The 26104-nt window shown below is 62.7% G+C and carries 21 protein-coding genes; 16 read left to right on the top strand and 5 right to left on the bottom strand.

Annotated elements, in window-relative coordinates:
* Positions 1-84 precede the first annotated feature (84 nt).
* Positions 85-1569 carry a hypothetical protein gene (locus tag E4K65_RS31650; protein ID WP_135177455.1) on the top strand — a complete coding sequence of 495 codons (1485 nt, stop codon included), beginning with the start codon at positions 85-87 and terminating at the stop codon, positions 1567-1569.
* On the opposite strand, the gene E4K65_RS31645 is transcribed toward E4K65_RS31650, so the two are convergent.
* Positions 1505-3943 carry a molybdopterin-containing oxidoreductase family protein gene (locus E4K65_RS31645; protein WP_135177454.1) on the bottom strand — a complete coding sequence of 813 codons (2439 nt, stop codon included), beginning with the start codon at positions 3941-3943 and terminating at the stop codon, positions 1505-1507. The genes E4K65_RS31650 and E4K65_RS31645 overlap by 65 nt on opposite strands.
* Positions 3940-6795, bottom strand: coding sequence for an ATP-binding protein (locus tag E4K65_RS31640; protein WP_135177453.1), 2856 nt, complete (start codon positions 6793-6795; stop codon positions 3940-3942). Before E4K65_RS31640 ends, E4K65_RS31645 begins: the two co-directional genes overlap by 4 nt.
* A 638-nt stretch (positions 6796-7433) precedes the next feature.
* Here E4K65_RS31640 and E4K65_RS31635 point away from each other — a divergent pair.
* The 10 genes from E4K65_RS31635 to E4K65_RS31590 all read left to right on the top strand — a co-directional run bounded on the left by E4K65_RS31635 (position 7434) and on the right by E4K65_RS31590 (position 17696).
* The gene (locus E4K65_RS31635) at positions 7434-8747 is read left to right on the top strand and encodes an epoxide hydrolase family protein (protein WP_135177452.1); all 1314 of its coding nucleotides are present in this window, start codon (positions 7434-7436) and stop codon (positions 8745-8747) included.
* Positions 8748-8791: 44 nt separating this feature from the next.
* The gene (locus tag E4K65_RS31630) at positions 8792-9640 is read left to right on the top strand and encodes an enoyl-CoA hydratase/isomerase family protein (protein ID WP_135177451.1); all 849 of its coding nucleotides are present in this window, start codon (positions 8792-8794) and stop codon (positions 9638-9640) included.
* Positions 9641-9704: 64 nt separating this feature from the next.
* Positions 9705-10175 carry a (2Fe-2S)-binding protein gene (locus E4K65_RS31625; RefSeq protein WP_135177450.1) on the top strand — a complete coding sequence of 157 codons (471 nt, stop codon included), beginning with the start codon at positions 9705-9707 and terminating at the stop codon, positions 10173-10175.
* A 2-nt stretch (positions 10176-10177) separates the two neighbouring features.
* On the top strand, positions 10178-12349 hold the full coding sequence (locus tag E4K65_RS31620; protein WP_135177449.1) for a xanthine dehydrogenase family protein molybdopterin-binding subunit: 2172 nt from the start codon (positions 10178-10180) through the stop codon (positions 12347-12349).
* A 34-nt stretch (positions 12350-12383) separates the two neighbouring features.
* Complete coding sequence (locus E4K65_RS31615) at positions 12384-12806, top strand: OsmC family protein (RefSeq protein ID WP_135177448.1); 423 nt, start codon at positions 12384-12386, stop codon at positions 12804-12806.
* A 23-nt stretch (positions 12807-12829) separates the two neighbouring features.
* Positions 12830-13258, top strand: coding sequence for a cupin domain-containing protein (locus tag E4K65_RS31610; RefSeq protein ID WP_135177447.1), 429 nt, complete (start codon positions 12830-12832; stop codon positions 13256-13258).
* Positions 13259-13312: 54 nt separating this feature from the next.
* A complete protein-coding gene (locus E4K65_RS31605; RefSeq protein ID WP_135177446.1) occupies positions 13313-14416 on the top strand; it encodes a mandelate racemase/muconate lactonizing enzyme family protein in 1104 nt (367 codons plus the stop codon).
* A gap of 46 nt (positions 14417-14462) precedes the next feature.
* On the top strand, positions 14463-15611 hold the full coding sequence (locus E4K65_RS31600; protein WP_135177475.1) for an HlyD family secretion protein: 1149 nt from the start codon (positions 14463-14465) through the stop codon (positions 15609-15611).
* A 50-nt stretch (positions 15612-15661) separates the two neighbouring features.
* Entirely contained in the window at positions 15662-17278 is a 1617-nt protein-coding gene (locus E4K65_RS31595) for an MDR family MFS transporter (RefSeq protein WP_135177445.1), read from the top strand.
* A 37-nt stretch (positions 17279-17315) separates the two neighbouring features.
* Complete coding sequence (locus E4K65_RS31590; protein WP_235885795.1) at positions 17316-17696, top strand: hypothetical protein; 381 nt, start codon at positions 17316-17318, stop codon at positions 17694-17696.
* Between the two features lie 63 nt (positions 17697-17759).
* Here E4K65_RS31590 and E4K65_RS31585 read toward each other — a convergent pair whose 3' ends face one another.
* Positions 17760-18440 carry a TetR/AcrR family transcriptional regulator gene (locus tag E4K65_RS31585; RefSeq protein ID WP_135177444.1) on the bottom strand — a complete coding sequence of 227 codons (681 nt, stop codon included), beginning with the start codon at positions 18438-18440 and terminating at the stop codon, positions 17760-17762.
* Between the two features lie 153 nt (positions 18441-18593).
* Between E4K65_RS31585 and E4K65_RS31580 the strand changes: the two genes are divergently transcribed.
* The 4 genes from E4K65_RS31580 (at position 18594) to E4K65_RS31565 (ending at position 23179) form a co-directional block, all read left to right on the top strand.
* Complete coding sequence (locus tag E4K65_RS31580) at positions 18594-19757, top strand: HlyD family secretion protein (RefSeq protein ID WP_235885794.1); 1164 nt, start codon at positions 18594-18596, stop codon at positions 19755-19757.
* Entirely contained in the window at positions 19754-21250 is a 1497-nt protein-coding gene (locus tag E4K65_RS31575) for an MFS transporter (RefSeq protein WP_135177442.1), read from the top strand. The genes E4K65_RS31580 and E4K65_RS31575 overlap by 4 nt, the downstream gene beginning before the upstream one ends.
* 98 nt (positions 21251-21348) lie before the next feature.
* Complete coding sequence (locus E4K65_RS31570; protein WP_135177441.1) at positions 21349-22287, top strand: aldo/keto reductase; 939 nt, start codon at positions 21349-21351, stop codon at positions 22285-22287.
* Between the two features lie 730 nt (positions 22288-23017).
* Positions 23018-23179 carry a hypothetical protein gene (locus E4K65_RS31565; RefSeq protein WP_333939135.1) on the top strand — a complete coding sequence of 54 codons (162 nt, stop codon included), beginning with the start codon at positions 23018-23020 and terminating at the stop codon, positions 23177-23179.
* Between the two features lie 9 nt (positions 23180-23188).
* On the opposite strand, the gene E4K65_RS31560 is transcribed toward E4K65_RS31565, so the two are convergent.
* Together E4K65_RS31560 and E4K65_RS31555 are read right to left on the bottom strand one after the other, a co-directional pair.
* Entirely contained in the window at positions 23189-23515 is a 327-nt protein-coding gene (locus tag E4K65_RS31560) for a hypothetical protein (RefSeq protein ID WP_135177439.1), read from the bottom strand.
* A gap of 202 nt (positions 23516-23717) precedes the next feature.
* A complete protein-coding gene (locus tag E4K65_RS31555; protein WP_027547857.1) occupies positions 23718-23942 on the bottom strand; it encodes a hypothetical protein in 225 nt (74 codons plus the stop codon).
* Positions 23943-24192: 250 nt separating this feature from the next.
* Here E4K65_RS31555 and E4K65_RS31550 point away from each other — a divergent pair, with 250 nt between their 5' ends.
* Positions 24193-25152, top strand: a complete 960-nt coding sequence (locus E4K65_RS31550; protein WP_135177438.1) for an N-carbamoyl-D-amino-acid hydrolase — start codon at positions 24193-24195, stop codon at positions 25150-25152.
* Positions 25153-26104: the final 952 nt, after the last annotated feature.

Here is a 26104-nt window from a genome sequence, read left to right as displayed (position 1 = left end):
AGCAGGCCTGACGCTGGTCTGGCGCGCTTCCGCCTGCTCGAGACAACGCGCGCCTACGCGGCGGACAAGCTTGGCGCTTCGGGAATGGCCTATGCCGCACACCTCGCTCAGGCGCGATATGTGCTGGAGGCCTTAGCCCCTCGATCGTACGAGCCGGGCGGACAGCGTCCGGGGGGCTGGAGCCGTCGCGCCGAACTCTTGCCGGACGCCCGCGCCGCGCTGGATTGGGCCTATTCCGATGCGCGCGGCGCTGAACTTCGTCCGCCGCTTGCAGCTGCCTGTGCGCGGCTGTTTGTAGAACTCAATCTGCTGGAGGAATGTCGCGTCTGGGCCGGTCGCGCAATCGACGCGCTCGGCGACGGCCTGAGCTATCATGCCGCCAAAGTGGAGTTGCTCTGGGCGTTCGGGCATGCGGCGATGTTCACGGAACGAAACAGTCAGCAATGCGAGGCCGCTCTCCGCGGCGGGCTCGAGCTGGCGCAGGCTGTGGGTGACTCGCAGAACCAATTTCGACTGTTGAGCCGGCTTCACGCTTTGTACCGCCGAACGGGCGAGCGCAAGCGTCTATTAGAGGTGGCGCGTCTGGCCGACACAGTCGCCGCGGTGATTGGAGATCCGGCCGCAGTTGCTCGTGCCCAAACCTATCTCGGAGTCGCCTATCACCTGACCGGGAATCAGCGGCTTGCCCGAGAGAAGCTGGAAGCGGGCGAGGCGGGGGACGCTGCGATGCCGGACCTGCCCATCGATCACTTCGCCTACCCCCGGGGCACGCAGATCATGTCCTGCACCAACCTCTGGCTGCTCGGTCTTCCGGATCAGGCCGTCGAGGTTGCAAACAGTCTCACGAAGATTGGCTCAAATCCGGATCTCGCGATGTACTGCGCGGGGCTCTGCTTTGCGGCGCGCGTCTACCGCTGGACAGGAGATCTGTGCAGCCTGGAGGAGGCCGCCGACCGGCTGGCCGACTATTCGCGCCAGCATGGGCTCGGACCGTTCTTCACCGCCGCGACCGCCCTCAAGGGAGAGCTGTGCATTGCGCGCGGCGCGGTGGATCAGGGAGTCGAATTGCTGCAGCCTGCATTGCCTCGCATGCTTGCCGACCGCCTGGAACTTTACAGCGGGTCCGCCACCATCGCGCTGGTCGAGGGGATGGCGGCGCAGGGACGACCTGCGGAGGCGCTCTCCGCGATCCAGGCGCGCATCGAGGCTGTTGCCGCCCAAGGTGACAGCTGGGAGATGCCAGAGCTTTTGCGCGTGCGGGGCGAGCTCAGCGGGCGGGGCGGTGATCGCTTGGGTGCAGAGCAGGATTTTTGTGCAGCGATGGAACTGGCTGAGAGGCAGTCGGCCATTTCCTGGAAATTGCGAGCCGCTACCAGCCGTGTGCGTCTTGCCGGGCGGGCCTCGGCTCAGGCGCTCTCTGATTTGAGTAATACTTTGGCGCGATTTACGGAGGGCTCCGACACGGCAGATCTCCGCGCGGCGCGCCAACTCCTTCAGACCTGCCTCAGGCCATGCCGCGGTAACCTGCATGCGCATTACTGCGCAGGAGTCGGATGTCGCACATGTTGAATCGGTGAGATGGGGTGCCGCTGATCGGGTCACGCATCGTGGCATCGACTGTCAGGTTGAAGTTGTTTCCAGTTGGATCTGTTGGATCTGAACCCGCGATCTCGAGTTCAGTGCAACCTTGCCACCAGCCATGTTGGCCGACGACGACGCGATTGTCCAATGTCTCGTTGAAGCGGGCCTTGGCGCGCATTGCGCCGCTCGATGTTCTGACCTCGACCCAATCTCCGTCCCGAATTTCCCTGGCGGCGGCCGTCATCGGGTGCAGTTCGACTTCCGGGTACGGTAGCCGCTTGCGCAGGATCGGCAATGCGCGGTGTTGGCTTTGGCAGAACAAGCTCGGCTTCGCGCATGTCAGAATGAGGGGAAACATGTCCGCTGGTTGCGACGTTCCAGAGACGGCAGTTTCGATAAATTGTGGAAGCGCCGAGTAGCCGTGGTCAGCGAACGTCTCCGACCAGAACTCGACTTTTCGCGTCGGAGTTGGAAAGCCGCGCGCGTTCCCTCGCTCGTCCGGTGCCTGGTATTTATAGTGGGTCGCTGTCAGTGAGCTTCGTCGTCCGGCCGGTTCGGCCCTGAGTTGCTCGAGAGAGATCCCGCTGGAAGCAAGCTGTTCGCGGTAGGCGGCGTCGACGTCGCCATTCCAGAACCGCTTCTCGAGCCCAAGGCGTTTGGCGAGACCGAAGACGACGTCGGTGTCGGGCAAGGCCTCTCCGGGCGGGGACACGATTCTCGACCGGAATTGAACGTGAGACTGCGCGTCTTCGCTGATTTCAAACCCGATCTTGAGAGCCTCGCGTTCGAAGCAAGATGCGACGGGAAGCACGATGTCGGCAAGCGCGGCCGTCGGATTCATGAAGAGGTCCGCATGTGCATAAAAATCCAGCGACGAAAGTGCCGCGCGGCCGCGAACAGGATCAGCCTGGGCAAGCAGCAGATTCGCGCCGAATCCAATCAGCGTGCGCACCGGATAGGGATCACCTTCGAGAACCCCTCGATAGAAGTCATGGGTCGATACGTTGTCCCAGCGTGCGGGTCCGAGCGGACGTTCGGCGACGCCGATGGCCGGCGCAAGTCCCGGAGCGAGGTCCTCCCCGGTGATCGGCACTGTCGGGACCGATGGGAGTAGAACGTTGCCACCAGGGGCATCGAAGCTGCCGGTCAAGGCATAGAGCATGGCGATCGCCCGCGCGGTCTCCGTCGTGTTCGCGTGATGCTCGTGCCCGCTCCACGCGTAATACGAGACCGGCCGGGATACCCAGATCGTTCGCGCCGCCTCTGCCAGCTGCTCCGGAGAAATCCAGCAGGTCCGTGCGATCGTCTCAGGTGAGTATTGCCTGCAAAGACCGGCGTAGTGGTCGAAGACCGGACGGCAACTGACGGCCCCGTCGATCGTTTCAACGGCATATTCACCTTGTAAGGACAGATGCCCGGGCGACGGATCGTACTGTCCGGTGACCGGATCATAGCGGACAATGGAACTCGATCGCATGTCCCAGGCAACGAAGGACCCGCGGCCGGCATTGGGAAACACGTCTTCGGCTTTCAGTAGCATGTTGGTGTCGGATCGCACCAGCAGCGGCCCATTGCTCCACGCGCGCACAAACTCCTGATCGTACCAACCGCGCTGAATCATGACGTTCGCGAGACCCAATGCGAGCGCGCCGTCGGCTCCTGGGCGCACCCGCAGCCATACATCGGCCTTGTTGGCGAGGCCGACGTTGCGGGGATCGATCACCACAAGCTTCATCCCGCGTTTGAGGCCAGCCACCGTCGCAGTCGCATGCGTGATGCGGGTAAAGGAAGGATTATAGCCCCACAGGATAAGACATCCGGTTCTGGCAATGTCCGGCATGGCACCGCCAGCGCCTCCTGTCGCAACGCTGCCGACCCCAAACACATACCGCGTGGCGAAGCCGCGACCCCAGCCGCACAAGTCGAGTGCCCAGACCAGATTCGGAGTGCCAAAGGCGTTCATCAGCCGGCGAACGAACGGCGCGGAATCCGCGATGGCCGTCGTCGATGGTGACGACATGCTAAAAGCAACTGCTTCGGGTCCATATTGTGCAGCAGTGCGCCGCATCGCGGCAGCGATCAGATCGAGCGCCATGTCCCAGGAGATCTCTTCCCATCCCGGATCAGGGTCGCCTTTCGGCCGGGTACGGCGAAGCGGTCGTGTCAGCCGGTCTCTGTGGTAGACCAGTTCGGGAGCCGCCCGACCCTTGGCGCAAATGGCTGCTCCGGTCGGGTGCGCTGGATCGGGGTCCAGGCGAATGAACCGACCGTCCGCCACGGTTGCAATCGTGCCGCAACGCGCGATGCACAATCCGCAGTAGCCTTTGACATGGTCGACCGTTGGCGCGCGGTCGGACGTCATGACAGTTGCTCCAGCAGGCGCTCAGCTGCACGGAGATCGGCAGTGTCAAAACCCTCCGTAAACTGACTATATGTCCGTTGGAGAATCTCCTTTGCAGGTTGGCGAAGGCCCTTTCCAATCAGTAGTAGCGCCGCCAGATCGGTCGCCGTGCGCAATTCCCAGCCGAGTGCGCCTTGACTGCGACTGAGCTCAAGCGATTGCACCAGACACGCTTCGGCTTCCTCAAGGCGAGATGGCGCCATCGCGCGGAGCAGTCCGCCCTTCATGCGCAGCAGCTCCGGCATGTAGCACGTGTCGCCTTTGCTGGTGACCTTCAGAATCGTGTCGGTCAGCTGGGTCATTGCCTCATCGCGCTGCCCGCTGGCAATCAGGCCTTGCGTGAGGCAGATGTTGAACTCGGTGGTAATCAGCTCGTAACGAACTGCGTGAATTTGTGCGAGGGAGGCGCGAAGGTCCGCGATCGCGTTCCGGCCCTGCCGAATCGCAAGTTGCGCCTTTCTTGCGCGTCCAACTGCGGTCAGTGGTCCAAGGGAATAGGATTCGGAGATCGCAATCGAGCCGTCGATATACTCCTCCGCACTGTGAAAATCTCCGGTCCACAAAAAGATCGACGCGGCCCAGGCAAGAAGAACGGTGACCGATGCCGGATGATCCATTCGCCTGGCGGCGTCGATGAATTCCCGGGCACGCTCAACGGCCTGGGTCGGATGCCCTTGCATCCAAAGTGTTCTCGCCAGCGCGATGCCGGCTCGGAAATGACGATCATGGACCAGATAGATCGTGTCGCTCTGCTGTGATGGCGACCAATCTGCGAAAAGGGCCTCGAGCTCGGTGCGCGCGCCGCGGAGGTCTCCCATCATGAGGAGGGAGCGTCCGAGAATGGAATGGGCCAGGGCAAGAGCTGCGGGATCGTCGACGCTGGCCGCGAGCGACCGGCAGCGCTTTGCAAACGACAATGCGACATTGAAGTCGCCGCTGCGGAAGTGGAACATGTGCAACATGCCAAGCAGGCCCGCTTCGCTGGCGGCGTCGTGCTCCGCTTCGGCCAGCAGCAAACTGCGGTCCAACGCCTCTCGCGCATGCTCGCTCTCTCCATGGAGAAGCATCGACGAGATCCCGAGGCCGGCTTGCAGGTGCATCTGCTCGGGCTTGCTGCAGACCTGATCGTCGAGGGCAGCCAAAGCGCGTTGCGACCAATGATGGCATTCCGGAAGCAGCGACATCGCCAGGAGGACGGGCGCTGCGGCGGCGGCGAGCCCAATGCCGGTTGGCTGGTCACCGTTTGGTCCAAAACACCATTCCAGGGCAATGCGAATATTGCTGACGCCGGCGAAATAGGGGGCGCGTTGCGTACCGGACATCAGCGACGACCATCCGGTGGCAGCTTGCGCAATCCATTGCCGGTAGTAACGTGCATGACGGATGGCCAGGGCGGCCGTTTCGACGTCATCAGCCGTGAGCCCGATTGCATAGGCCCGGGTCGTATCAAGGAGACGATAGCGCATGACGGCGTCGAGCGAACGCGTTGCGACCATGGACTTGGCAACCAGGCTGTCGATGGCCTCAAAAACTTCCGCCTGGTCGAGACCATTGCCGGTGGCGACTGCAAGCGCGGCGTCGAGGGTGAAATTTCCGACAAAGATCGCCAGTCTGCGCAGCACGATGCGCTCTGTTTCCGAGAGCAGGCTGTAACTCCAGTCGAGCGTCGCCTGGAGGGTCTTTTGCCGGGGCGGGGCGGTGCGTGGGCCTGCCCATAATTGGCCGAGTCGCTGGTCGAGCAGGGCGGCTGTTTCATTCAGGCCATAGACCTGGACGCGGCGCGCGGCCAATTCGATGGCGAGCGCTACCCCATCCAGCTTCCGACAGATGTCAGCCACGATCGCGGCTTCAGCGTCGTTCAGCTTCAAGTTGGCGCCGCTTGCCAGGGCACGTTCGACGAACAATTGCGTAGCAGGGAATGTTCGTGCGACGTCGGCGGAAAGTTCACCGTCCTCGGGAGGATAAGCGAGCGGCTCCAGCCGATAGACGTTCTCTCCTTCGACCTGCAGCGTTTCACGGCTCGTTGCGAGAATGTGAACTTGCGGAGCGGTCCCGAAGATCGCCGCAGCCAGGGTTGCAACGGCGTCAATCAGATGTTCGCATGTATCGAGCACAAGCAGAAGCCGCTTGTCTCTGAGATATGCGATCAGGCTGGACGTTGCGTCCGCGCTCTGGACGGAGAGGCCCAGCATCGACGCGACGCCCGTCGTCACGAAGCGAGGATCGCTCACCATGCTCAGATCGACGAACAGCACCGCGCCGTCAAAGCTCGTGTGCAACTGGTGCGCGATCGCCACCGCAACCGTGGTCTTGCCAACGCCGCCTGAGCCGACGATCGTGACAAACCGGTCGGCATCGAGCCGCAGCGACAGTTTCTCAAGGTCTTCCTCACGATCTATCATGGTGCCGAGCCGGCTCGGCAGATTGTAATGATGAAAACCTGGGGAGGGGGCGAGCGGAGGCGCGGCTGCAATGCTCGCGCGTGAAGTTGCTGCAACAAAACTGTAGCCGCGACCAGAGGACGTGGAGATATAACGGGCGCCATCCTTTCCCTCGCCGAGCGCTTTGCGCAGGCCCGCGACATGAAAGCGCAAGCTACCTTCTTCGACGTTGAGGCCGGGCCAGACCTCGGCGATCAGCTCGTTCTTGCTGATCACTTCGTTCGGGCGGGACAACAGCATCACGAGAATATCGTAGGCGCGGGCGCCAAGCTCGATGCGGGCGCCATCCCTGGTCAGCAATCTCTCGCCGGGAACCAGGAGGAACGGGCCAAACGAGACCGTTTCAGTGCGTCGCGCAGGCGGCGTTGCCATGGCTTACTTCTTCGTTAGCGCTTTGAAATAGCTTCGATTTTAGGCCGGTGCCGGCCCTGGAACCAGAGCAGATCGTAGCGACGCAGGTGCGTAGTTGGCAGGCGTTTTCCGTGCTGAGCGAGATGGTTGTCCTGCCCGCAATAGCTAACGGGCTCTAACAAGCCATAACAAGCACTATTCCTTCGTTTGCGCGAAGTTGATCATGCGATTTTGGCCGCTGCACCGCGGTGGGCCGCGGGCTGCGCATATGGAGTCCATGTGCAGCGGATCGGCGCACACGATGACAATTGGTCGGATCGGTACACGAACTACATGGTTCGCGAGCAGACTGGTGAGTCATTGCCGGCCTGAATTGCAGAGGCTGCGCCGTTTCCTGCCATGAGGTGAAGCGGCGGCGTCACCTGCCGATGCACCTCTCCGTCATTTCCAAGAAATCGTTCGCCGTCGTTGCAAACATCGATGCCGCGCCGATGGCCCGCTTGTGACATCACCGCGCGCCGCGGACTCGCAACGGCTAACGACGCCTAACAATCCATAACGAGCAAACGAGCGACGTCTCCATCACAGTGTCCCTGCAAACACGGGCCCGTTGAGTGCGAACGCCACCCATCGATCGAACGAAGCAAGGGAGAACTGCAATGAACGCACAATCAAGCGTCGACCTCATCAAGCCCGACCGGCGGCAACTCTTGAACACGGCGGCCATGGGCATCGCTGCAGCAGGCGTGGCCGGCCTTTTCCCCATTCATCCAGCGGCCGGAACTTTGAGCAACGCAATCCGGCCGTTCCATGCCAACATTCCCGACGAAGACCTCGTCGACTTGCGCCAGCGGCTTGCGGCGACCCGCTGGCCCGACAGCGAGATCGTCACCGACCAATCTCAGGGCGTGAAGCTCGCGACAATCCAGCGGCTCGTGCACTATTGGCAGACCGACTACGACTGGCGGAAGGCGGAGGCGCGGTTGAATGCTCTGCCGCAATTCGTCACCGAGATCGACGGCGTCGACATTCATTTCATCCACGCTCGCTCCCGGCACGACAATGGCTTGCCGATGATCGTGACGCACGGCTGGCCCGGCTCGATCATCGAACAACTCAAGATCGTCGATCGCTTGACGAACCCAACAGCTCACGGCGAGTCCGCGTCGGACGCGTTTGATCTGGTCATTCCGTCGATCCCTGGTTATGGCTTCTCGGGCAAACCGGTGACGACGGGCTGGGACCCGGTGCGGATCGCGCGCGCCTGGGTCGTGCTGATGAGGCGCCTTGGTTACAGCCGTTTCGTGGCGCAGGGCGGTGATTGGGGCAATGCGATCACCGAGCAGATGGCGCTGCAGGCGCCGCCGGAACTGCTTGGCATCCATACCAACATGCCTGCGACCGTGCCCGCTGATATTGCCAAGGCGTTGCAGCCTGGTGGCGCGCCGCCCTCCGGTCTCTCGGCCGAGGAGCAGAACGCCTATGATCAGCTCGACGACTTCTACAAGCATGGCCTCGGCTATGCCCTCGAGATGGCGAACCGGCCACAGACGCTCTATGGCATCGTGGACTCGCCGGCCGGCCTTGCGTCCTGGATACTCGATCACGACGCGCGCAGCGCCGAACTGATTGCGCGGGTGTTCGACGGCAAGAGCGAAGGCCTGACCCGCGACGATATCCTCGACAACATCACGCTCTACTGGGTGACTAATACGGCGATCTCGTCGGCACGGCTGTACTGGGAAAACAAGCTTGCCTTCTTCGAGCCGAAGCACGTCTCCATCCCGGTTGCCGTCAGCGTCTTCCCCGACGAGATCTATGCCGCCCCGCGCAGCTGGACCGAGCGCGCCTATCCCAAGCTCATCCACTACAACCGGCTCGACAGGGGCGGCCACTTTGCCGCCTGGGAACAGCCAGAGCTGTTCTGTGCGGAAATGCGAACCGCATTCCGTCCTTTGCGCCGGTCGACCTGAGACGGCGGCCTTCTTCCCCAACCTACAGAATAGGAGTGCATACCATGAATCGTCCCGAGCGCAGCTTTGCAACTGATCAGATCCGACTCGAGCGGCGCCTGCCGACATACTGGCGCGTCACCTTCGACATGCCGCCGGTAAACATCTTCGGCCCGAAGCAGCTTCCGCTGCTCAACGACGTAATCACCGCGATCGAGACCGATCCGGAGGTGAAGGTCGTCGTGTTCGACAGTGCCGTCGAGGGGTTCTTCATCACGCATTACGACTTCCTCGCGCCGCTCGAAGAATCCTTGAGCATCCCCCCCGGGCCGACCGGACTGCAGGCACTTCCCGACATGCTCGTGCGTCTCAGCCGGGCGCCAGTCGTGTCCATTGCCTCGATCCGCGGCCGCGCCACTGGGGTCGGCAGCGAGCTTGCGCTCGCGAGCGACATGCGCTTCGCGAGCCGCGAGAAGGCGATCCTGTCGCAATGGGAGGTCGGCGCCGGCCTGGTACCCGGTGGCGGCCCGATGGCGCGATTGCCACGCCTGATGGGCCGAGGGCGCGCGCTCGAAGTTCTGCTCGGCGCCGACGATGTCCACGGCGAGCTCGCCGAACGCTACGGCTACGTCAATCGGTCGCTGCCGGACGCCGAACTCGACGGCTTTGTTGAGGCGCTCGCGATGCGCATGGCGTCATTCGACAAGGAGGCCATTGCCGAGACCAAGCGTCTCGTCGACGTCGCGAGTCTGCCGGCCGATCTCGAGATACGACCCGAATGGGATGCATTCCTGGCTTCCCTCGGCCGTCCCGGGAGCCAGAACAGGATCAAAGCCCTGATGGCGCGGGGCTTCCATCGCGCCGGCGACGTCGAGAACCGGCTCGGCTTCCACGTCGGCCAGCTCGGCAGCTGAGGCAACAACAGCGACGGCGCGGCCGCAAGCCGCGCCGGTTCGCGCAAAACCCAGGAGAGGTAGCATGGCTTTTGACATCACGATCAACGGAACTTTGCGTAGCATTGACGTCGACGGCGATACGCCGCTGCTCTGGGCGTTGCGCGACGTCCTGGGCATGACCGGGACGAAGTTTGGCTGTGGGATGGCCTTATGCGGCGCCTGCACCGTGCATCTTGATGGCTCTGCCGTCCGCTCCTGCGTCACGACGATCGATAGTGTCGGCGACTCGAAGATCACCACGATCGAGGCGGTCGGCGCGACGGCCGCGGGCGCCAGAATACAAAAGGCCTGGCTGCAACATGAGGTCGCGCAATGCGGCTACTGCCAGTCCGGGCAGATCATGTCGGCCTCTGCGCTACTCGCCGGCAACGCCCATCCCACCGATGCAGACATCGACGATGCCATGAGCGGCAACATCTGCCGCTGCGGAACCTACGTCCGCATCCGCGAGGCGATCAAGCTTGCCGCGCAATCGCCGGCCAGGGAGGGCTGACCATGATCCACCATCGCATCGCGCCGACCGCGTCATATGCCGACCTTTCGCGCCGCAATTTTCTCGTCAACAGCGCCGTTGCCGGCAGTGGCCTCGTGCTGAGCCTCATGCTGCCGTTCGGCCAAGGCAAAGCTGTCGGTGCCGAGGACTTCACGCCAAATGCCTTCATCCGCATCGGCGCCGATGGAGAGATCGTGCTGACCATGCCCTATGTCGAGATGGGGCAGGGTACCTACACCTCGATTCCGACGCTGATCGCCGAGGAGCTCGAGGTCGAACTCAAGCAGATCCGTCTCGAACACGCGCCCCCGAACGAGAAGCTCTACGCCAATCCCTTGCTGGGCGTGCAGGCAACCGGCAATTCGAACGCCATCCGTGGCGCCTGGAGGCCCCTTCGCGAAGCCGGCGCGACTGCGCGGATCATGCTGATCGCGGCTGCTGCCAAGCGCTGGGGCGTCGATGTCGCGTCATGCCGGGCGGAGGACGGCAGGGTGATCCATACGGCCAGCGGTCGGCAACTCCGCTATGGCGAGCTTGCCGCGGGGGCCGCGCAGATGCCGGTCCCGAACGACGTCGTGCTGAAGCGACCGGAGGAGTTCAAGTTGATCGGGACCCCGGCGAAACGGCTCGACGCTGCCGGCAAGGTCAACGGGAGCGCAGTCTACGGCATCGATGCTCGACCGCCCGGTGTGAAGATCGCAACACTGGCGCAATCACCCGTGTTCGGTGGCCGGTTGAAGAGCGTGGATGATGCCGCGGCCAGGGCCGTCAAGGGCGTGCGTCAGATCGTCCGGCTCGATGATGCCGTTGCCATCGTAGCAGATCACATGGGCGCCGCGAAAAAGGGGTTGGAGGCACTCAAGATCGAGTGGGACGAAGGCCCTCACGCCGGGCTGAGCACGCAGGACATCGCACACGAGTTGGAGCAGGCAACCCTCAAGGCGGGGACAGTTGCCCAGAACAATGGTGATGCCGACAAGGCGATGGCGAACGCCGAAACGAAGGTCGAGGCGAACTATCAATTGCCGTTCCTGGCGCATGCCACGATGGAGCCGATGAATTGCACGGCGCATTTCCGAGGTGGCGAATGCGAGATCTGGGTCGGCACCCAGGCGATCGCGCGTGTGCAGGCCATGGTGGCGAAAGCCGCCGGCCTGCCGGTCGAAAAGGTGATCATCCACAATCACCTCATCGGCGGCGGCTTTGGCCGACGTCTCGAGGCCGACGGCGCGGTGCGGGCGGTCGAGATCGCCAAGCAGGTCGATGGTCCCGTGAAGGTGGTGTGGACGCGTGAGGAGGATATCCAGCACGATATGTACCGTCCGTATTGGGTCGATCGCATCGCGGCCGGCCTCGATAAGGACGGCAAACCGGTCGCCTGGTCCAACCGTTTCGCCGGCTCCTCGGTGATTGCGCGCTGGCTGCCGCCAGCTTTCAAGGACGGCCTCGATCCCGACACGACCGAAGGGGCGATCGATCTTGTCTATGCGCTGCCGAACTTCCACGTCGAATATGTTCGCGTCGAACCGCCCGGCATCCCGACGGCGTTCTGGCGCAGCGTCGGTCCCTCGCACAACGTCTTCGTCACCGAGAGCTTCATCGATGAGCTGGCGGCGGCTGCGAGGCAGGACGCGGTGGCCTATCGCCGTGCGCTGCTCGACCACAATCTGCGGGCGAAGGCCGTGCTCGATCTGGCGGCGGAAAAAGCCGACTGGGGCGCTCCGCTGCCTAAGGGGCGCGGCCGCGGCATCGCTTTGCAATATGCGTTCGGCAGCTATCTCGCGCAGGTCGCCGAGGTCGAGGTGGCCAGGGATGGCTCTGTTCGGGTGCATCGCGTGGTCTGCGCGATGGATTGCGGCACCGTGGTCAATCCCGACACGGTACAGGCGCAGATCCAGAGCGGTGTCATGTTCGGCGTGACCGCAGCGCTCTACGGCGAGATCACGTTGAAGAAAGGCCGCATCGAACAGGCCAACTTCGACACCTACCAGATGCTGCGCATCAACGAGGCACCGGCAATCGACGTGCACGTGGTCAGGAGCACCGAACCGCCGGGCGGTATGGGTGAGGCCGGTACGTCGGGCATTGTCCCTGCGATCGCCAATGCCGTCTTCGCCGCCACCGGGAAGCGGCTCCGCAAGATGCCGATCGATGCCGAGACACTGAAGGCGTGATCAGAAGGGATATCGGACCAGGAGGAGAAGCGACATGATCCGCAAGGCAACTGCAGTTTGGCAAGGGAGCGGCCGCGACGGGAGCGGTCACCTGTTCAGCGAGTCCGGCGCGCTCGCCGAGACGCCTTATTCGTTCAAGACGCGCTTCGACAACGAGAAGGGCACCAATCCCGAGGAACTGATCGCAGCAGCACATGCTGGCTGCTTCACCATGGCGCTGGCCTTTGGCCTGCAACTCGCAGGCTTCACGCCGACCGAGCTCACGACTGAAGCAGTCGTCACGCTTGAATCCGAAGGCAAGGGATTCCGGATCGGCAAATCGGCACTCACCTTGCGCGGCAAGGTGCCGAATCTCGACGACGCCGGGTTTGTCCGCATCGCCCGCGAAGCCGAGCAGAATTGTCCGGTGTCGAAGGTTCTCAAGGCCGCGATCACGCTCGACGCGAAATTAGTCTGATTGACCGTCGGAAGGAGAGAGCCATGACCGTCAAACATCAGCCCGATCAAGCCGATTTCAGGGCGATCCTGCCCGAACAGATCGACTGGAAACCGTTCCCCGCATTTCCGCCCGGCGCTCGCCTAGCGGTCGTGGTCGGCCGTCCCACCGAGCCCGGTCCCTATGTGGTCAGGGTGAAGGTGCCGGCAGGCGCAAAACTGATGCCGCACAAGCATCCGGAGGATCGCATCTATACGGTCATGTCCGGCGTCTTCTACATCGGGCTCGGCGAGGCGTTCGACGGAGACAAGGTGCAGGCCTATCCGCCCGGAAGCGTCGTCGTGCTGCCGGGCGAGACCTGGCACTACCACTGGGCGAAATCCGGCGAATACGTCACGCAGGTCTCGGCGATCGGTCCGCTCGGCCTGGAATACCGTGACGCGCACGACGACCCGCGTCACCAGCACGCGTGAATCACCCGCTCCGGCCCGCATACGCGGCTCGGAGCATGCCGGAGGGCATGGAAGATGATCATCACCGGCGTTGAGCCCATTCCGTTGCGGATCCCGTTCAAGCCGGGAAATCCGTCCGATGCCTCGGCCTGGGGTGATGGCAACCTCCCGGCCGCCGATTCGCTGCTTGTCCGTGTGACGACGGACCAGGGTCTGATCGGTTGGGGCGAAGCGTTCGGCTTTCGTGCGGTCGCTTCCGTGAAGCTCGCGATTGACCAGCTGATCGCGCCGCTTGTTATCGGCCAGGATGCCACGCGGATCGGGCCGTTGATGCTGGACGTGCAGAAGAAGCTGCATGTGTTCGGACGCGGCGGGGCGCTGGCATTTGCCATCTCAGCGCTCGATATCGCCCTTTGGGATATCGCAGGCAAGGCCGCCAACATGCCGTTGTGCCAGCTTTTGGGCGGCGGCGCGGCCGACCTGGCCTGTTATGCAAGCTTGGTCCGCTATTCGGATCCTTCTCTCGTCCGGACCAGCGTTCGGCAGGCGATCGAGGCCGGATTCGATACGCTCAAGCTTCACGAGATCGAGCTCCCTGCGATCCGTGCGGCACGTGACGAATCCGGTCCGGACGCCGAGCTGATGCTCGACGTCAACTGTTCCTGGACACCGGCGCAAGCGCACGCCATTGCCGACGATCTCAAGCCGATTGATCTCAAATGGCTGGAGGAGCCGCTTTGGCCTCCGGAGAACTTCGGCGGTCTCACCGAGTTGCGGAAGGGGACAGGCATCCCGATCGCTGCTGGCGAAAACGTCTACACGCTGATGGATTTCGAACGCTTGTTGGCGACGAGGTCGGTGGATTTCGTCCAGCCAAGCCCGGCGAAGATGGGAGGGATCAGCGAGCTGCGCAAGGTGTTTCCGCTCGCTGCGATCTACAACACTACCGTGATGCCGCACTCATTCTATGACGGCCCAGGTTTGCTGGCCGCGATCCACGCGACCGCGGCGCTCGGCACGACCGATTCCATGATCGAGTGGCGTTGGTTCGACCTCGAAGCCATCATCTACGGTCGCGCGCTCGGGCCGAAGCACGGCCGGATCTCCGTGCCTCAAGGCCCCGGTCTTGGAATTGATCCCGATCCCGACGTCGTTGAAAAATTTCGATTGCCAGTATGAGAGCGCGCTCGCGACGCAGCGCTCGGAAATCACAAGGAAGATAACCATGTCCAATGTTTCTTACGTCTCCGGACCACGCGCCAGAACTGGTCTTCATCCGTCGCGCCAGGCACTCCGGCGGGTCGCCCTGGCATTCGCTGGAGCACTTGCGGTCGCCGGCGCTGCCGCTTTCGGCCATTACTATCTCACCATCGGCCGCTACCTGGAAACGACTGACGACGCCTATGTCAAAGCCGATTCCACTATCATCGCGCCGAAGGTTTCCGGCTACATCGGCGAAGTTTTGGTTTCCGACAACGAGCCGGTCAAAGCGGGGCAGCTTCTGGCGCGGATCGACGACCGCGATTTCAAGACCGCGCTCCAGCAGGCGCGTGCCGATGTCGCGGCCTCGGAAGCCGCGGTGAATAACCTCAACGCGCAAATCGAATTGCAAGAACCGCTGATCCGGCAGCAAGCGTCCGAGGTGGACGCCACAGAGGCCAATCTGAAGTTCGCGAGAGAAGAGCGTGCCCGCTATGACGACCTGATGAAGTCCGGCTCCGGCACGGTGCAGCGCGCGCAGCAGACCGACGCAGCGCTGCGTGCCCAAAGCGCGCAGCTGGAGCAGGGCAAGGCGGGGCTGATCGCGGCGAACAAGAAGGTCGAGGTGCTCTCGACCCAACGCGCCCAGGCACTGGCGCAGCTCGACCATGCCCGCGCGGTCGAGCAGCAGGCGGCGTTGAATCTTTCCTATACGGACATCACCGCACCTGTCACGGGCAACGTCGGCGCCCGTTCGCTGCGAGTCGGCCAGTATGTCCAGGCCGGTACGCAGTTGATGGCCGTAGTTCCGCTGGATGCGGTCTATGTGGTCGCAAATTTCAAGGAGACCCAGCTGACCCATGTGCGCAACGGCCAGCCTGTCGAACTCAGGATCGACAGCTTCCATTCGACAACGCTGACAGGCCATGTCGACAGCCTGTCGCCGGCGAGCGGCCTGGAGTTCGCCCTGCTGCCGCCCGACAACGCGACCGGCAACTTCACCAAGATCGTGCAGCGCGTTCCCGTGAAGATCGTGTTCGACGGAAAGAACCTCAAAGGTTTGCTGCGTCCCGGAATGTCGGCGGTGCCCACCATTGATACGAAGTCGACGGTTCTCGCCGAGCGGGACGAGAAAAGGCGGCTCGCGTCGGGCGGCCCTGAGCCCCGCAGTTGAGCGAATGCGCGTGGTGAAGGGGATCTCCCTTCGCGGCCGAGGAGACGACCATGGACACAGTGCAGACCATCGATGCCATTCCCGCCGGCGAAAATCGGCCAGCCGTGGCGGCGCCAACGGCTCCAGCCGTCCCCGTGAAGACGTGGGTCGCGGTGATCGGCGCCACGCTGGGCGCATTCATGGCAGTGCTCAACATCCAGATCGTCAACGCCTCGCTTGCCGATATTCAGGGCGGAATTGGTGCCGGTATCGATGACGGCGGCTGGATCGCGACCTCCTACCTGATTGCGGAGATCGTGGTGATCCCGTTGAGTGGCTGGCTTGCTCAGGTGTTCTCGATCCGCATCTACCTCCTGACCAATGCCTTCCTCTTCCTGGTGTTCTCGGCGGCCTGCGCAGTCGCGCAAGATTTACCGCAGATGATCGCGCTACGCGCCGTGCAGGGCTTTACCGGCGGCGTGCTGATTCCCATGGCATTCACGCTGATCATCACCTTGTTGCCGAAAACCAAGCAGCCGATCGGCCAGGCGCTGTTTGCGATCTCGGCGACGTTTGCGCCGGCGATCGGGCCGACCATCGGCGGCTATCTGACAGAGAACTGGGGCTGGCAGTACATCTTCTATGTCAACGTCGTGCCCGGCGCGGTCATGATCGGCATGCTCTATTTTTCGCTGGAATCAACTCCGATGAGGCTCTCGTTGCTGCGCGACGGCGATTGGCCGGGTATCGTCACCATGGCGATCGGGCTCTCTGCGTTGCAGACGGTTCTGGAGGAAGGCAACAAGGATGACTGGTTCGGCTCGCCCCTCATCGTCCGTTTCGCCGTCATTGCCGCGACCGCGCTGCCGCTGTTCGTCATCATCGAACTGACCAGCAAGAAGCCGCTGTTGAACCTGCGCCTGCTGTTCCGCCGCAGTTTCGGCTTCGGTGTTCTCGCGAACTTCCTGCTTGGCGTCGCCTTGTACGGTTCGGTCTACATTCTGCCCGTCTATTTATCTCGAATCCAGGGCTACAATTCCGAGCAGATCGGCGCGGTGCTGGCATGGACCGGATTGCCGCAGCTTGTGCTGATCCCGCTGGTGCCAAGGCTGATGAAGCTGGTTGATCCGCGCATCATGATCAGCGTCGGCTTTGCGCTATTCGCGGCTTCCAACTTCATGAACATCTATATGACCAATGATTATGCGGCCGATCAGTTGTTCTGGCCGAATGTTGTCCGTGCCGTGGGTCAGGCGCTCATGTTCGCGCCGCTCTCGGCGGTCGCAACTGCCGGCATCGAGCCGCAGAATGCCGGGTCTGCGTCTGCGTTGTTCAACATGATGCGCCAGCTCGGCGGCGCTATCGGCATTGCGGCGCTGCAAACGCTGCTGACCAAGCGCGAGCAGTATCACTCCAACGTGCTGTCCCCGTCGGTATCCATGCTGGAGCAGGCAACGCGAAGCCGGCTGGATCAACTGACAGACTACTTCATGAACCACGGCGTGATCGACCGCGTCGACGCCGCACATCGCGCCTATGTCGCGATTGGAAAGGTCATCCAGAAGCAGGCCTTCATTCTGGCCTTCAGCGACACCTTCTACGCGTTAGGCGCGGCCCTGATCATCGCAATGCTGGCGGGGCTGATGCTCAAGAAGCCCGACCATGTGAATGCCGGCGGGGCGCACTAGACCGATTTTGCAAAGAGCTTCGCAAGGGAGAACGAGCATGAAGCCCGACATGAACCTCCACGGGTCTGCACCCGAGAACATCAAAGTGTTGAGTGTGCCTGCAAAGCCAACCAACACAATTCATTCGATCACCATCTCGATGAGGTCGATGGGAATAGGTGGCTGGTTGGTTCTCGCCGCGCTGCTCACGTTATTCGTCGGTACCGTCTACGTTTCCTATCTGGGTTGGACGAGCGCAGCCGGGACTGACGTTCCAGCCTCGGGATATATTGCACTCGTAATCGGCGTGATTTGTTCTCTTGCCGTTGGCTTCGGCCTCATGGCGCTGGTTTTTTACAGCAGCCGGGCCGGGTACGACGAGCCCGCGAGACTGGTGCAAAAGGACGACGCTCCCTCAGACGGGAGAACGCCTGGATGATGTCAGCTCAACCGATGGCGCGCACGACGAGATCCATTGAGGCTGATGGATTCGACAGCGACCTCATTCCGATTCCATTGAACTATGAGAACGTGTTGCGGCGCAGTCCGCTTCCACCGGACACCCACAGATTACACTCGTCGCTTTCCGCGCGATCTCCCTCAGCTCGGCCCGGCGAGCGCCGGCGCGAGCGCGGATGGCGATGGTATGCATCGTGGCTGACGCGAGAACCGCAAGCGCCGCTGGATCGGCATCCTGCTTTAATTCGCCTCTCTCGCGTGCTGTGCAAAGGCGAGCTTCAAAGTCGGCGTCGATCATACGGAGCCCCGTGGCAACGCTCTTCCGGATCTCTGCATCTTCAACCGCCTCGGCTACTGCGGTTCCGATCACAAAGCAGCCGCGCGCGGCGCCTTTGCGCGGAATATAGAAGGACAGCGCCGCGTCGTAGGCGAGCATCAGCGCTTCGGCCAAGGGACGGTCCCCTGCGAGAGCCTCGCGCGTGGCGGCCAGGGTGAGCTCCCAATAGCGTGCGAGAGCCTCGAGATAGAGCGCGTGCTTGTTGCCGAACGCAGCATAGAGGCTCGGTGGGCTCATTCCAGCCGCGGCAGCGATCTTGTCCAGCGAGGTACCCGAATAGCCGGTCCTCCAGAAGGTCTCCGTGACCTGCTTGAGTGCTGCCTCTGTGTCATAGGCGCGCGGTCGCCCGCGAGCTGCCGGTTCCGTTGCGCTCTTCCTTCGGGGCATGTCGAGATACCTCGTCCTTTCGTGCTGGTACGAGATTTATATCAATCGTTATAAAAAACAACCTGAGAGACCCTTGATTACGGTGCCGAGGTACAATAATTGTAACGAACGTTATAAAATATGTGATGAGGTCCTTCCATGCGGTTAGATCTTTTGCCGGTCGCCGGCACCGTGGGCGAACGCGAGGGTGCGGCGGAGACGCAGTTCGATCGAATCGTGGAAGGCTCGCCGCCCGACCGCGCGGTCGCAGTACCCAGAAGGAGCGTAATGGAGCGGTTGCGCCGGCCGTTGATGCTCGCTGTGCCGCTCGTGGTGGCCGTACTCGGAGCCGCCGTGTATTTTGCGCAGGAGCCCTACGTCTCGACCGATAATGCGTTCGTTCGGGCAGCGAAAGTAACGCTCAACGCCCGGGTTTCCGGCCAGGCGGTCGAGATCGCCGTGCACGACAATGAGAGCGTGCGGCAGGGCCAAGTGCTGTTCCGCATCGACCCGGAGCCCTACCAGATTGCGGTCGATCAGGCGGAGGCTCGGCTCGGCAGCGCACGCCTTCAGATCGACGGGCTCAAGGCAACCTATCGCCAGCAACAGGCCGAGCTGCAGTCGGCAAGGGATTCGGCGACCTTCGACGAGCGCGAGTACGACCGCAAGAAGATGCTGGTCGCCTCCGATTTCACGCCGCGCGCGGTCTTCGAGCGGGCCGAGACCAATCTTAAGGTGTCCCGCCAGCGCATATCATCGATCGAACAACAGATCGCCAATACGATCGTGGCCCTGGATGGAGATCCAGATATCGACGTCAATCGTCATCCGACGGTTCGTGCGGCCAAGGCGCAGCTCGACCGGGCACGGCTCGATCTCTCCTATGCGACAGTGACGGCCCCCGAGGACGGCGTCGTGACCAGGGTCGACGACCTGCAGATCGGCGGCTTCGTCAATGCCGGAGCGCCGGTGTTCTCGCTGCTGTCGAGCCGTCGGATCTGGATCGAGGCGAATTTTCGCGAAACAGGGCTGACTCACATGCGTACGGGCCAAGAGGCAACGATCGACGTCGATGCGTATCCTGATCGCAGGTTCAAGGCGCACATCGTCAGCATGAGTCCCGGTACCGGATCGGATTTCTCGGTGCTGCCCCCCGAAAATGCGACCGGAAACTGGGTCAAGGTCGTCCAGCGTCTGCCGGTGCGCCTCGAGTTCGATGATGTCGACGCGAGCAGGCCGTTGTTCTCGGGCATCAGTGTCACTGCTCGCGTCGATACCGGATACCGCAGCAGTTTGCGCCATCTGCTTCAGCCTGCGCAGGCGAGGGAGGTCAAATGAGTGTCGCCCTCCCATCGACCGCTGCCGCCGATGGCCATCGCGCCATGTCGCTCGCGGCTCTCCTGGCGACCTACATGCAGGCCGTCAACATTTCGCTGCCCAATGCGGCGCTCCCGCACATCCAGGGAACCCTGTCGATGGCCAATGACGAGGTCGGGTGGGTGTTCTCCTCTTATATTGCGGCGAGCGCCGTATCCATGTCGGTCACGAGCTGGCTTGCGGGACGCTATGGACGGAAGTCGGTTTACCAATTCTCCCTTGCCGTCTTCGCGCTTGGTCTTGTGCTGGATACGCTGGCGACGTCGTCCGTCCAGTTCGCGCTCGCCCGGATCGTTCAGGGAGCAGCAAGCGGGCCGCTGGCTCCGCTTTCGCTGGCGATCCTGCTCGAGGTGCAGCCGCCTGCGCGGCATGCCCGCCTAAGCCTGGCGTGGACGGTGTGCTCCCTGCTCGGCATCAGCAGCGGGGCGAGTATCGGCGGCTGGTTCAGCGAATATTTCGGCTGGCGGTCGATCTTCTATGTCAGCCTGCCGGTCACGGCATTCATTTTTCTCGCCATGGCGTTCTGGCTTCGCGAGAAGAGGGCGGAGCGGAGGCAACCCTTCGATTTTTTCGGTCTGGCGACTTTTTCGTTCGGCATGATCGGCTTGCAAGTGCTGCTCGACCGGAGCGAGCGCCTGGAATGGTTCGAATCCAGGGAAATCTGGATCGAAGCGGTGGTCTCGGTTCTGGGATTCTATCTGTTCGTCGTGCATGTCATGACGAGGAAGGAGCATTTTCTTCGCACGGCACTGTTCAGAGATCGGAACCTTGTCCTTTCGATCGTGATCTCCTTCGCCGTCGGCCTCGTCCTGTTGCCGACCCTGGCTTTGACATCGCCGATGCTGGAGGAACTGCTCAACTACCCGGTCGATACCACCGGCTACATGACCATCCCGCGCGGCGTTGGGCTCGTCGGAGGGGTGCTGTTGATGAGCCTGGTGCCGGCGCAGATCGATTACAGACCGTTCCTGATCGGTGGAATGGCGCTGGTGGTCTATGCCAATTGGCTGATGCTCGGCTATTCGCCGGCGATGGATTGGCGCGCGGTGGCCGAGGCCGGCTTCCTCCAGGGTGCAGGGCTCGGCATCGTGATTCCGGCGCTCGCCAAGGCTGCGTTTGGCACGCTCGATCCAAAGCTCCGTCCGGAAGGCGGCGCGCTCATCAACCTGTCCAGGCTCTATGGCAGCACGATCGGCATCGCGGTGGTGCAGATCTTTTTCTACGGCAACACGCAGGCGATGCACGTTGCGCTCGCCAAGGATCTGACGCCATACCGCACCGCCGCGCATGTCGCCGGCTCGATCGCCAAGCCGGGCCTTGCTGCGCTCAACGGCATGGTCACCCATCAAGCTGCCGTCGTCGCGATCATAGGCCAGTTCGAGATCCTGATGTTCGCCATGCTCGTCGTGAGCCCACTTGTGCTTTTTCTACGTAAACCGCGGCCGGCAAGTTGAGGAACGGGGGAATGCGACCGCATCGACCGGTTTCGGTCGATCGCACTCGACGGCCGCCGCGCCTGCGGCGGTCGGGCCTAAACAAGGAAGTAGGGACCATGACAACATCGGATGCGCTCCGCTACACGAGGATTTCCACCCACGGATCCGGGACAATTCCCGCTGCGGGATTTGGCACACTCATCCCGGATCCTCTCGCGACCAAACAGGCGACCAAGGCTGCATTGGAGGCGGGATTTCGACACCTCGATTGCGCGGAACGTTACCGTAATGAAGAGGCCGTTGGCGATGCGATGCGGGAAGCGTTCGAGGAGGGAACGCTTCAGCGCCGGGACCTGTTCGTGACCACGAAGCTATGGAACACGAATCATCGCCCGGAGAGGGTCAAGCCCGCCTTCGACGCAAGTCGCAGGCGGCTGCAAGTCGACACGATCGATTGCTACATCATCCATACGCCCTTCGCCTTTCGACCCGGCGACGAGCAGGACCCGAGAGATGAGCGCGGCCGGGTGATTTATGATTCTGGCGTTACTTTAGCGCAGACCTGGCAGGCGATGGAGCGCCTCGTCGACGACGGACATTGCAGGTCGATCGGTCTCTCGGACATCACCGTGGAGAAGTTGCGCGAGATCGTTGCGATCGCACGGATCAGGCCTGCCATGGTGCAGGTCGAATCGCATCCATATCTCCCCGAGTGGGACCTGCTCGATTTCTGCCGCGAGCATGGGATCGTGCTGCAGGCGTTTGCGGCGCTGGGGCACGCCATGGAGCCAAGCGTATTGCAAGACCCCGTGATCACTGCGATCGCGCAGCGTGTGCACAAGACGCCGGCTCAGGTGGCTCTGGCCTGGGCCGTGCAGCGCGGCACCGCATTCCTGACCACTTCGACCAAGCCTCAGCGCATCCGGGAGAGCTTTGACATTTCGGCGCTCCCTGAAGACTCCATGGAGGAGATTCGGGACCGCATCACCACCAGCGTCAGGTTCAACGCGGTGGTCGAGACGGGTGTGCCCGGATTTATTCCGAGAGCCAAGTGAACTGACGCTTGGATCGACAGGTCTGCGGCTAAAGGGCAGCTCAACGAAGGGATCATGATCGTGCGACGAATGCCCACTTTCAGCCGGGTAAGCCCGGCGGTGCGACCGGTAAGTCATTGATTGTTCTCAGCCCGGGGCTGTCTCTTAATCAGCAGGTCTTCGTTCTCATCGGTCAAAGCAGATCGGAAGCTGACCACCGATTGACCACCGAAACCCCGTGAACAAACGGCGATAAAGGTGGTTAATCGCGAGCGAATTTCATTGTTTTTGTTGATCTTTTCGACCGCTATTTACGTTCGGGACGCAGGGGTCGCAGGTTCGAATCCTGCCACTCCGACCATTCTTCCAAAAGTCGACGTTTTCCAGAGGCTTGGCGGACCGGCCGCCGGCGCCTCGGGAGCGCCTTTTTGCAACGATTTTCAGGGCGGGTCCACGGCCGATTTGGCCCGAGCAGGGACGTCTGTGCGCGCGGCATGGCTCCCGCGACCCATGCGCCTTGGCCATGCCGATTGCGATCGCCCCCGTGCAGGCCGCGCGATCGTCCAGGTTGGCGCATCTCACTCGCCTGCAGCCCTGGCACTCCGTTTGCTCAGTCAGGACCAAACACAGGCCCTAGCGGAGGGACTGTTTCAGGTTGAGGCAAACAATGACAGAAGTGTCCCGTTTCGGCTCCACTGGAGAGCTTCGGCTTAGCGCGCTGATTGCGGATCTGTGGTGGCGCGTTCAGCTCATGAATTCCGACATCCTCGAAGAAGAGGCCAAGGCCGGGGTGTTCGACAGGCAGCACCCGTCCTATCCGTTGCTCGCGGCAACCCTTCGGGCACGACGTGACAATCTCGTGTCGACGATCAATGCACTGGAGGAGCGCGCGAAATCGGCCCGCGCCGCTTGAGGCGCGGCTCTACCGCCGCGCCACCAGCACGCCCACCAGGAAAGCAACCATCAGCGCCGGCAGCGGCGCCTCGCGCACCATGCTGCGGACGACGTCCGACCAGTGCTGCTCCGGGACCAGCCTTGGCGACCTGACTTCCGCCATCGGCGTCATGCCCCAGTCCGACGCGAGGTCGGCAATCTCGCTCGCGGCCAAACGCGAGCCGTCGCGGACGCGAAAGATGGCGGCCTCCGATCGCGCGCGTGGCGCGAGCGCCATCAGCGTCGCGACCGCCGTGCGCAACGTCATCTCGCCAAAACCTTGCAGTCTCACCGACTCCTCGGGGTCGGATGTCATGCGAAATCCCTCACAGCGCGAAGTGGTGCGCGATGGTGAATGCCGCCGTCGCGCACAGGACCAGCGTGGAAACCGCGCCGGCCACGCCGCGCGCGAGATGGGCCCGCGTCAGGTGCCTGGTCATGATTTGCTCCATGCTCTGATGGAAATGGCGGCGGCGGATGTTGGTTCCCGACGCAACGCCGAATCGCCGCCGTCCCGCCTACTTCCGCAGCAGCTCGCTCAGCGCCGCCGTCGCCTCGGCACAGCGGATGTCGTCGATCTCGCGCGACAGGCTGAGTGCGCTTGATCTGAGCTCTTCGACCTTCCAGTTCTCAGGATGCTGGCTTTCGAGCTGGCTGAGACGCTTGTTCAGATCGTCCAGTCGCGATTGAAGCTGCCCGATGCTGGCGGCCCCGTTCACTTTCCAAACGCGTTGTGCACGCATCGTAGTTCCCCTGTAGTCTCACGGCGTTGTGAGCGGGGTTCGTGGCCGCAATGGGAGTTTCTCTTGTCCGGCTTCAGACCGTGGGGAACCGTTGCAAAACGGCAACGATGGTTCCCCGACTGGATGTGCAAGCCGGCCCGCCCTTGCGCGACGAGCGCCACAGGTGCGGAATCTGCATGTCGGCGGGTCGCGACAGCGCGCCGCGCGATAACGCGTGGCGACGCAGGTCGAGGAAGCGAAGGAAAAACGCGTGGCGAGATTTGTGACTATTGCGGCCGGCCAGCTTGGCCCGATTGCGCGAGCGGAGACGAGGACCGAGGTCGTGGCACGCCTGATGGCGTTGATGCGCCAGGCGAAGGCTTGCGGCTGCGACCTGATCGTCTATCCCGAGCTCGCGCTGACCACGTTCTTTCCGCGCTGGTATTTCGAGGACCAGGCGGAGATCGACGCCTTCTTCGAGCGCGAGATGCCGGGGGCGCAGACGCGAGCGCTGTTCGACCTCGCACGCGACATCGGCATCGGGTTTTACCTCGGCTATGCCGAGCTGACGGTCGATGCCGGCGTCACCAGGCGCTACAATACCTCCATCCTGGTGGACAAGAGCGGTGCGATCGTCGCGAAATACCGCAAGGTCCATTTGCCGGGCCATGCCGAGCATGAGCCATGGCGCGAATTTCAGCATCTGGAAAAGCGTTACTTCGAGCCCGGCAGCGGTTTTGGCGTGACCAATGCCTTCGGCGGCGTGATGGGAATGGCGATCTGCAACGACCGCCGCTGGAGCGAAACCTATCGCGTGATGGGCCTCCAGGGCGTCGAGATGGTGATGATCGGCTACAACACGCCGGTGCACAATCCGCCCGCGCCCGAGCACGACGATCTCTCGCTGTTCCACAATCGCCTGGTGATGCAGGCCGGCGCCTACCAGAACGGCACCTTCGTGGTCGGCGTCGCCAAGGCCGGCCTCGAGGAGGGCGTCGACCACATCGGCGGCAGCTGCATCATCGCGCCTTCGGGCGAGATCGTCGCGGCGTGCACCACCAAGGGCGACGAGATCGCGCTGGCGCGCTGCGACCTCGATCTCTGCAACTCCTACAAGCGCACCACCTTCAATTTCGACGTCCACCGCCAGCCCCGCGCCTACGGGATGATCGTCGAACGCAAGGGCGTCACCACGATGGCGGATGGGACACCGGTGCGGCCGAAGGGGTGATGCTCCTGTGGCCCGGGTGAGCTCTCTCCCTTGTAGCCCGGATGGAGCGAAGCGAAATCCGGGGCCGCTCGCCCGGCATCCGGCACTCCCCCGGATTACACGTCGCACCATCCGGGCTGCGGCACTTTCCCGGATTGCGCTGCGCTCCATCCGGGCTACGGGACCGGGCTGTGTCGCCGACCTGTCAACCCGCCCGCGCAAAAACATTCCACTTTGCCGAAATTCGGATTTGTCGTATGTGTCGCCCATCCCGGCTCATCCTTGAGGGGCGATCATGTGGTCGTCATTTTCGCGAGCCGGGCTTGCGGTGGACGCGGCAGCGTCGGGCGCGAGAGTTGCGGGCAGGGCGGATTGCTCTCCGTGAGCCCCAAGGCTTCGTGCGGACGAACGGCGCTGACAGGTTCGTCTCGCCAGCAGGTTTCCGGCTCCGTCGACAGGGCTGGGAAAACCGCGGCGAAATGGCGGGCCGTGCGTACGGCAAAACCGTGTGGTCCTGGCCGTCGTTGCTACGGTCAAGCTCTTGCGGAGGCGGCAGTCGCGTCAACCGGCGCGGTGCCGGTGAATTCCGCGAAGGCGAGGGAGGCCAGAACGAACTCGGCTCCCGGGAGAGCACGGCATAAGCCGTCCAACCACTGCGCAGGGAAGGCCGAGTGATTGGCTACACCTGTATGCTGCTGTGCGGTTTCTGCGTGTGCCTTTTGCGCAGCAGACCGCGGGTGCCAGCTGGCACCCGGCCTTCCCTGCGCCCTCTTGGACAAAGAGGGTGGAGAGACGAAGCAAAGCTCGGGCGAATTGCGCCGCGAGGACGGGAAGGCGTGTCTGTAACGTTGAGATGCGTGTTGGAGAATGACGCCGATGCACCTTGCTCCGTCATTGCGAGCGCAGCGAAGCAATCCAGACTGCCACCGCGAAAAGATTCTGGATTGCTTCCGCCTTCGCTAAAGCTTCGGCG

It is taken from the genome of Bradyrhizobium niftali, assembly GCF_004571025.1.
In the GTDB taxonomy this organism is placed as follows: Bacteria; Pseudomonadota; Alphaproteobacteria; order Rhizobiales; family Xanthobacteraceae; genus Bradyrhizobium; species Bradyrhizobium niftali.
The sequence above is the reverse complement of the archived record's forward strand: the minus strand, read 5'-3'. Positions and strand labels throughout refer to the sequence as shown.

Bases quoted from the DNA above. Each gene is read 5' to 3' on its own strand.
- E4K65_RS31650 (WP_135177455.1), top strand. From the start codon at position 85: ATGGCCTATGCCGCACACCTCGCTCAGGCGCGATATGTGCTGGAGGCC.
- E4K65_RS31645 (WP_135177454.1), bottom strand. From the start codon at position 3,943: ATGACGTCCGACCGCGCGCCAACGGTCGACCATGTCAAAGGCTACTGC.
- E4K65_RS31640 (WP_135177453.1), bottom strand. From the start codon at position 6,795: ATGGCAACGCCGCCTGCGCGACGCACTGAAACGGTCTCGTTTGGCCCG.
- E4K65_RS31635 (WP_135177452.1), top strand. From the start codon at position 7,434: ATGAACGCACAATCAAGCGTCGACCTCATCAAGCCCGACCGGCGGCAA.
- E4K65_RS31630 (WP_135177451.1), top strand. From the start codon at position 8,792: ATGAATCGTCCCGAGCGCAGCTTTGCAACTGATCAGATCCGACTCGAG.
- E4K65_RS31625 (WP_135177450.1), top strand. From the start codon at position 9,705: ATGGCTTTTGACATCACGATCAACGGAACTTTGCGTAGCATTGACGTC.
- E4K65_RS31620 (WP_135177449.1), top strand. From the start codon at position 10,178: ATGATCCACCATCGCATCGCGCCGACCGCGTCATATGCCGACCTTTCG.
- E4K65_RS31615 (WP_135177448.1), top strand. From the start codon at position 12,384: ATGATCCGCAAGGCAACTGCAGTTTGGCAAGGGAGCGGCCGCGACGGG.
- E4K65_RS31610 (WP_135177447.1), top strand. From the start codon at position 12,830: ATGACCGTCAAACATCAGCCCGATCAAGCCGATTTCAGGGCGATCCTG.
- E4K65_RS31605 (WP_135177446.1), top strand. From the start codon at position 13,313: ATGATCATCACCGGCGTTGAGCCCATTCCGTTGCGGATCCCGTTCAAG.
- E4K65_RS31600 (WP_135177475.1), top strand. From the start codon at position 14,463: ATGTCCAATGTTTCTTACGTCTCCGGACCACGCGCCAGAACTGGTCTT.
- E4K65_RS31595 (WP_135177445.1), top strand. From the start codon at position 15,662: ATGGACACAGTGCAGACCATCGATGCCATTCCCGCCGGCGAAAATCGG.
- E4K65_RS31590 (WP_235885795.1), top strand. From the start codon at position 17,316: ATGAAGCCCGACATGAACCTCCACGGGTCTGCACCCGAGAACATCAAA.
- E4K65_RS31585 (WP_135177444.1), bottom strand. From the start codon at position 18,440: ATGCCCCGAAGGAAGAGCGCAACGGAACCGGCAGCTCGCGGGCGACCG.
- E4K65_RS31575 (WP_135177442.1), top strand. From the start codon at position 19,754: ATGAGTGTCGCCCTCCCATCGACCGCTGCCGCCGATGGCCATCGCGCC.
- E4K65_RS31570 (WP_135177441.1), top strand. From the start codon at position 21,349: ATGACAACATCGGATGCGCTCCGCTACACGAGGATTTCCACCCACGGA.
- E4K65_RS31565 (WP_333939135.1), top strand. From the start codon at position 23,018: ATGAATTCCGACATCCTCGAAGAAGAGGCCAAGGCCGGGGTGTTCGAC.
- E4K65_RS31560 (WP_135177439.1), bottom strand. From the start codon at position 23,515: ATGACATCCGACCCCGAGGAGTCGGTGAGACTGCAAGGTTTTGGCGAG.
- E4K65_RS31555 (WP_027547857.1), bottom strand. From the start codon at position 23,942: ATGCGTGCACAACGCGTTTGGAAAGTGAACGGGGCCGCCAGCATCGGG.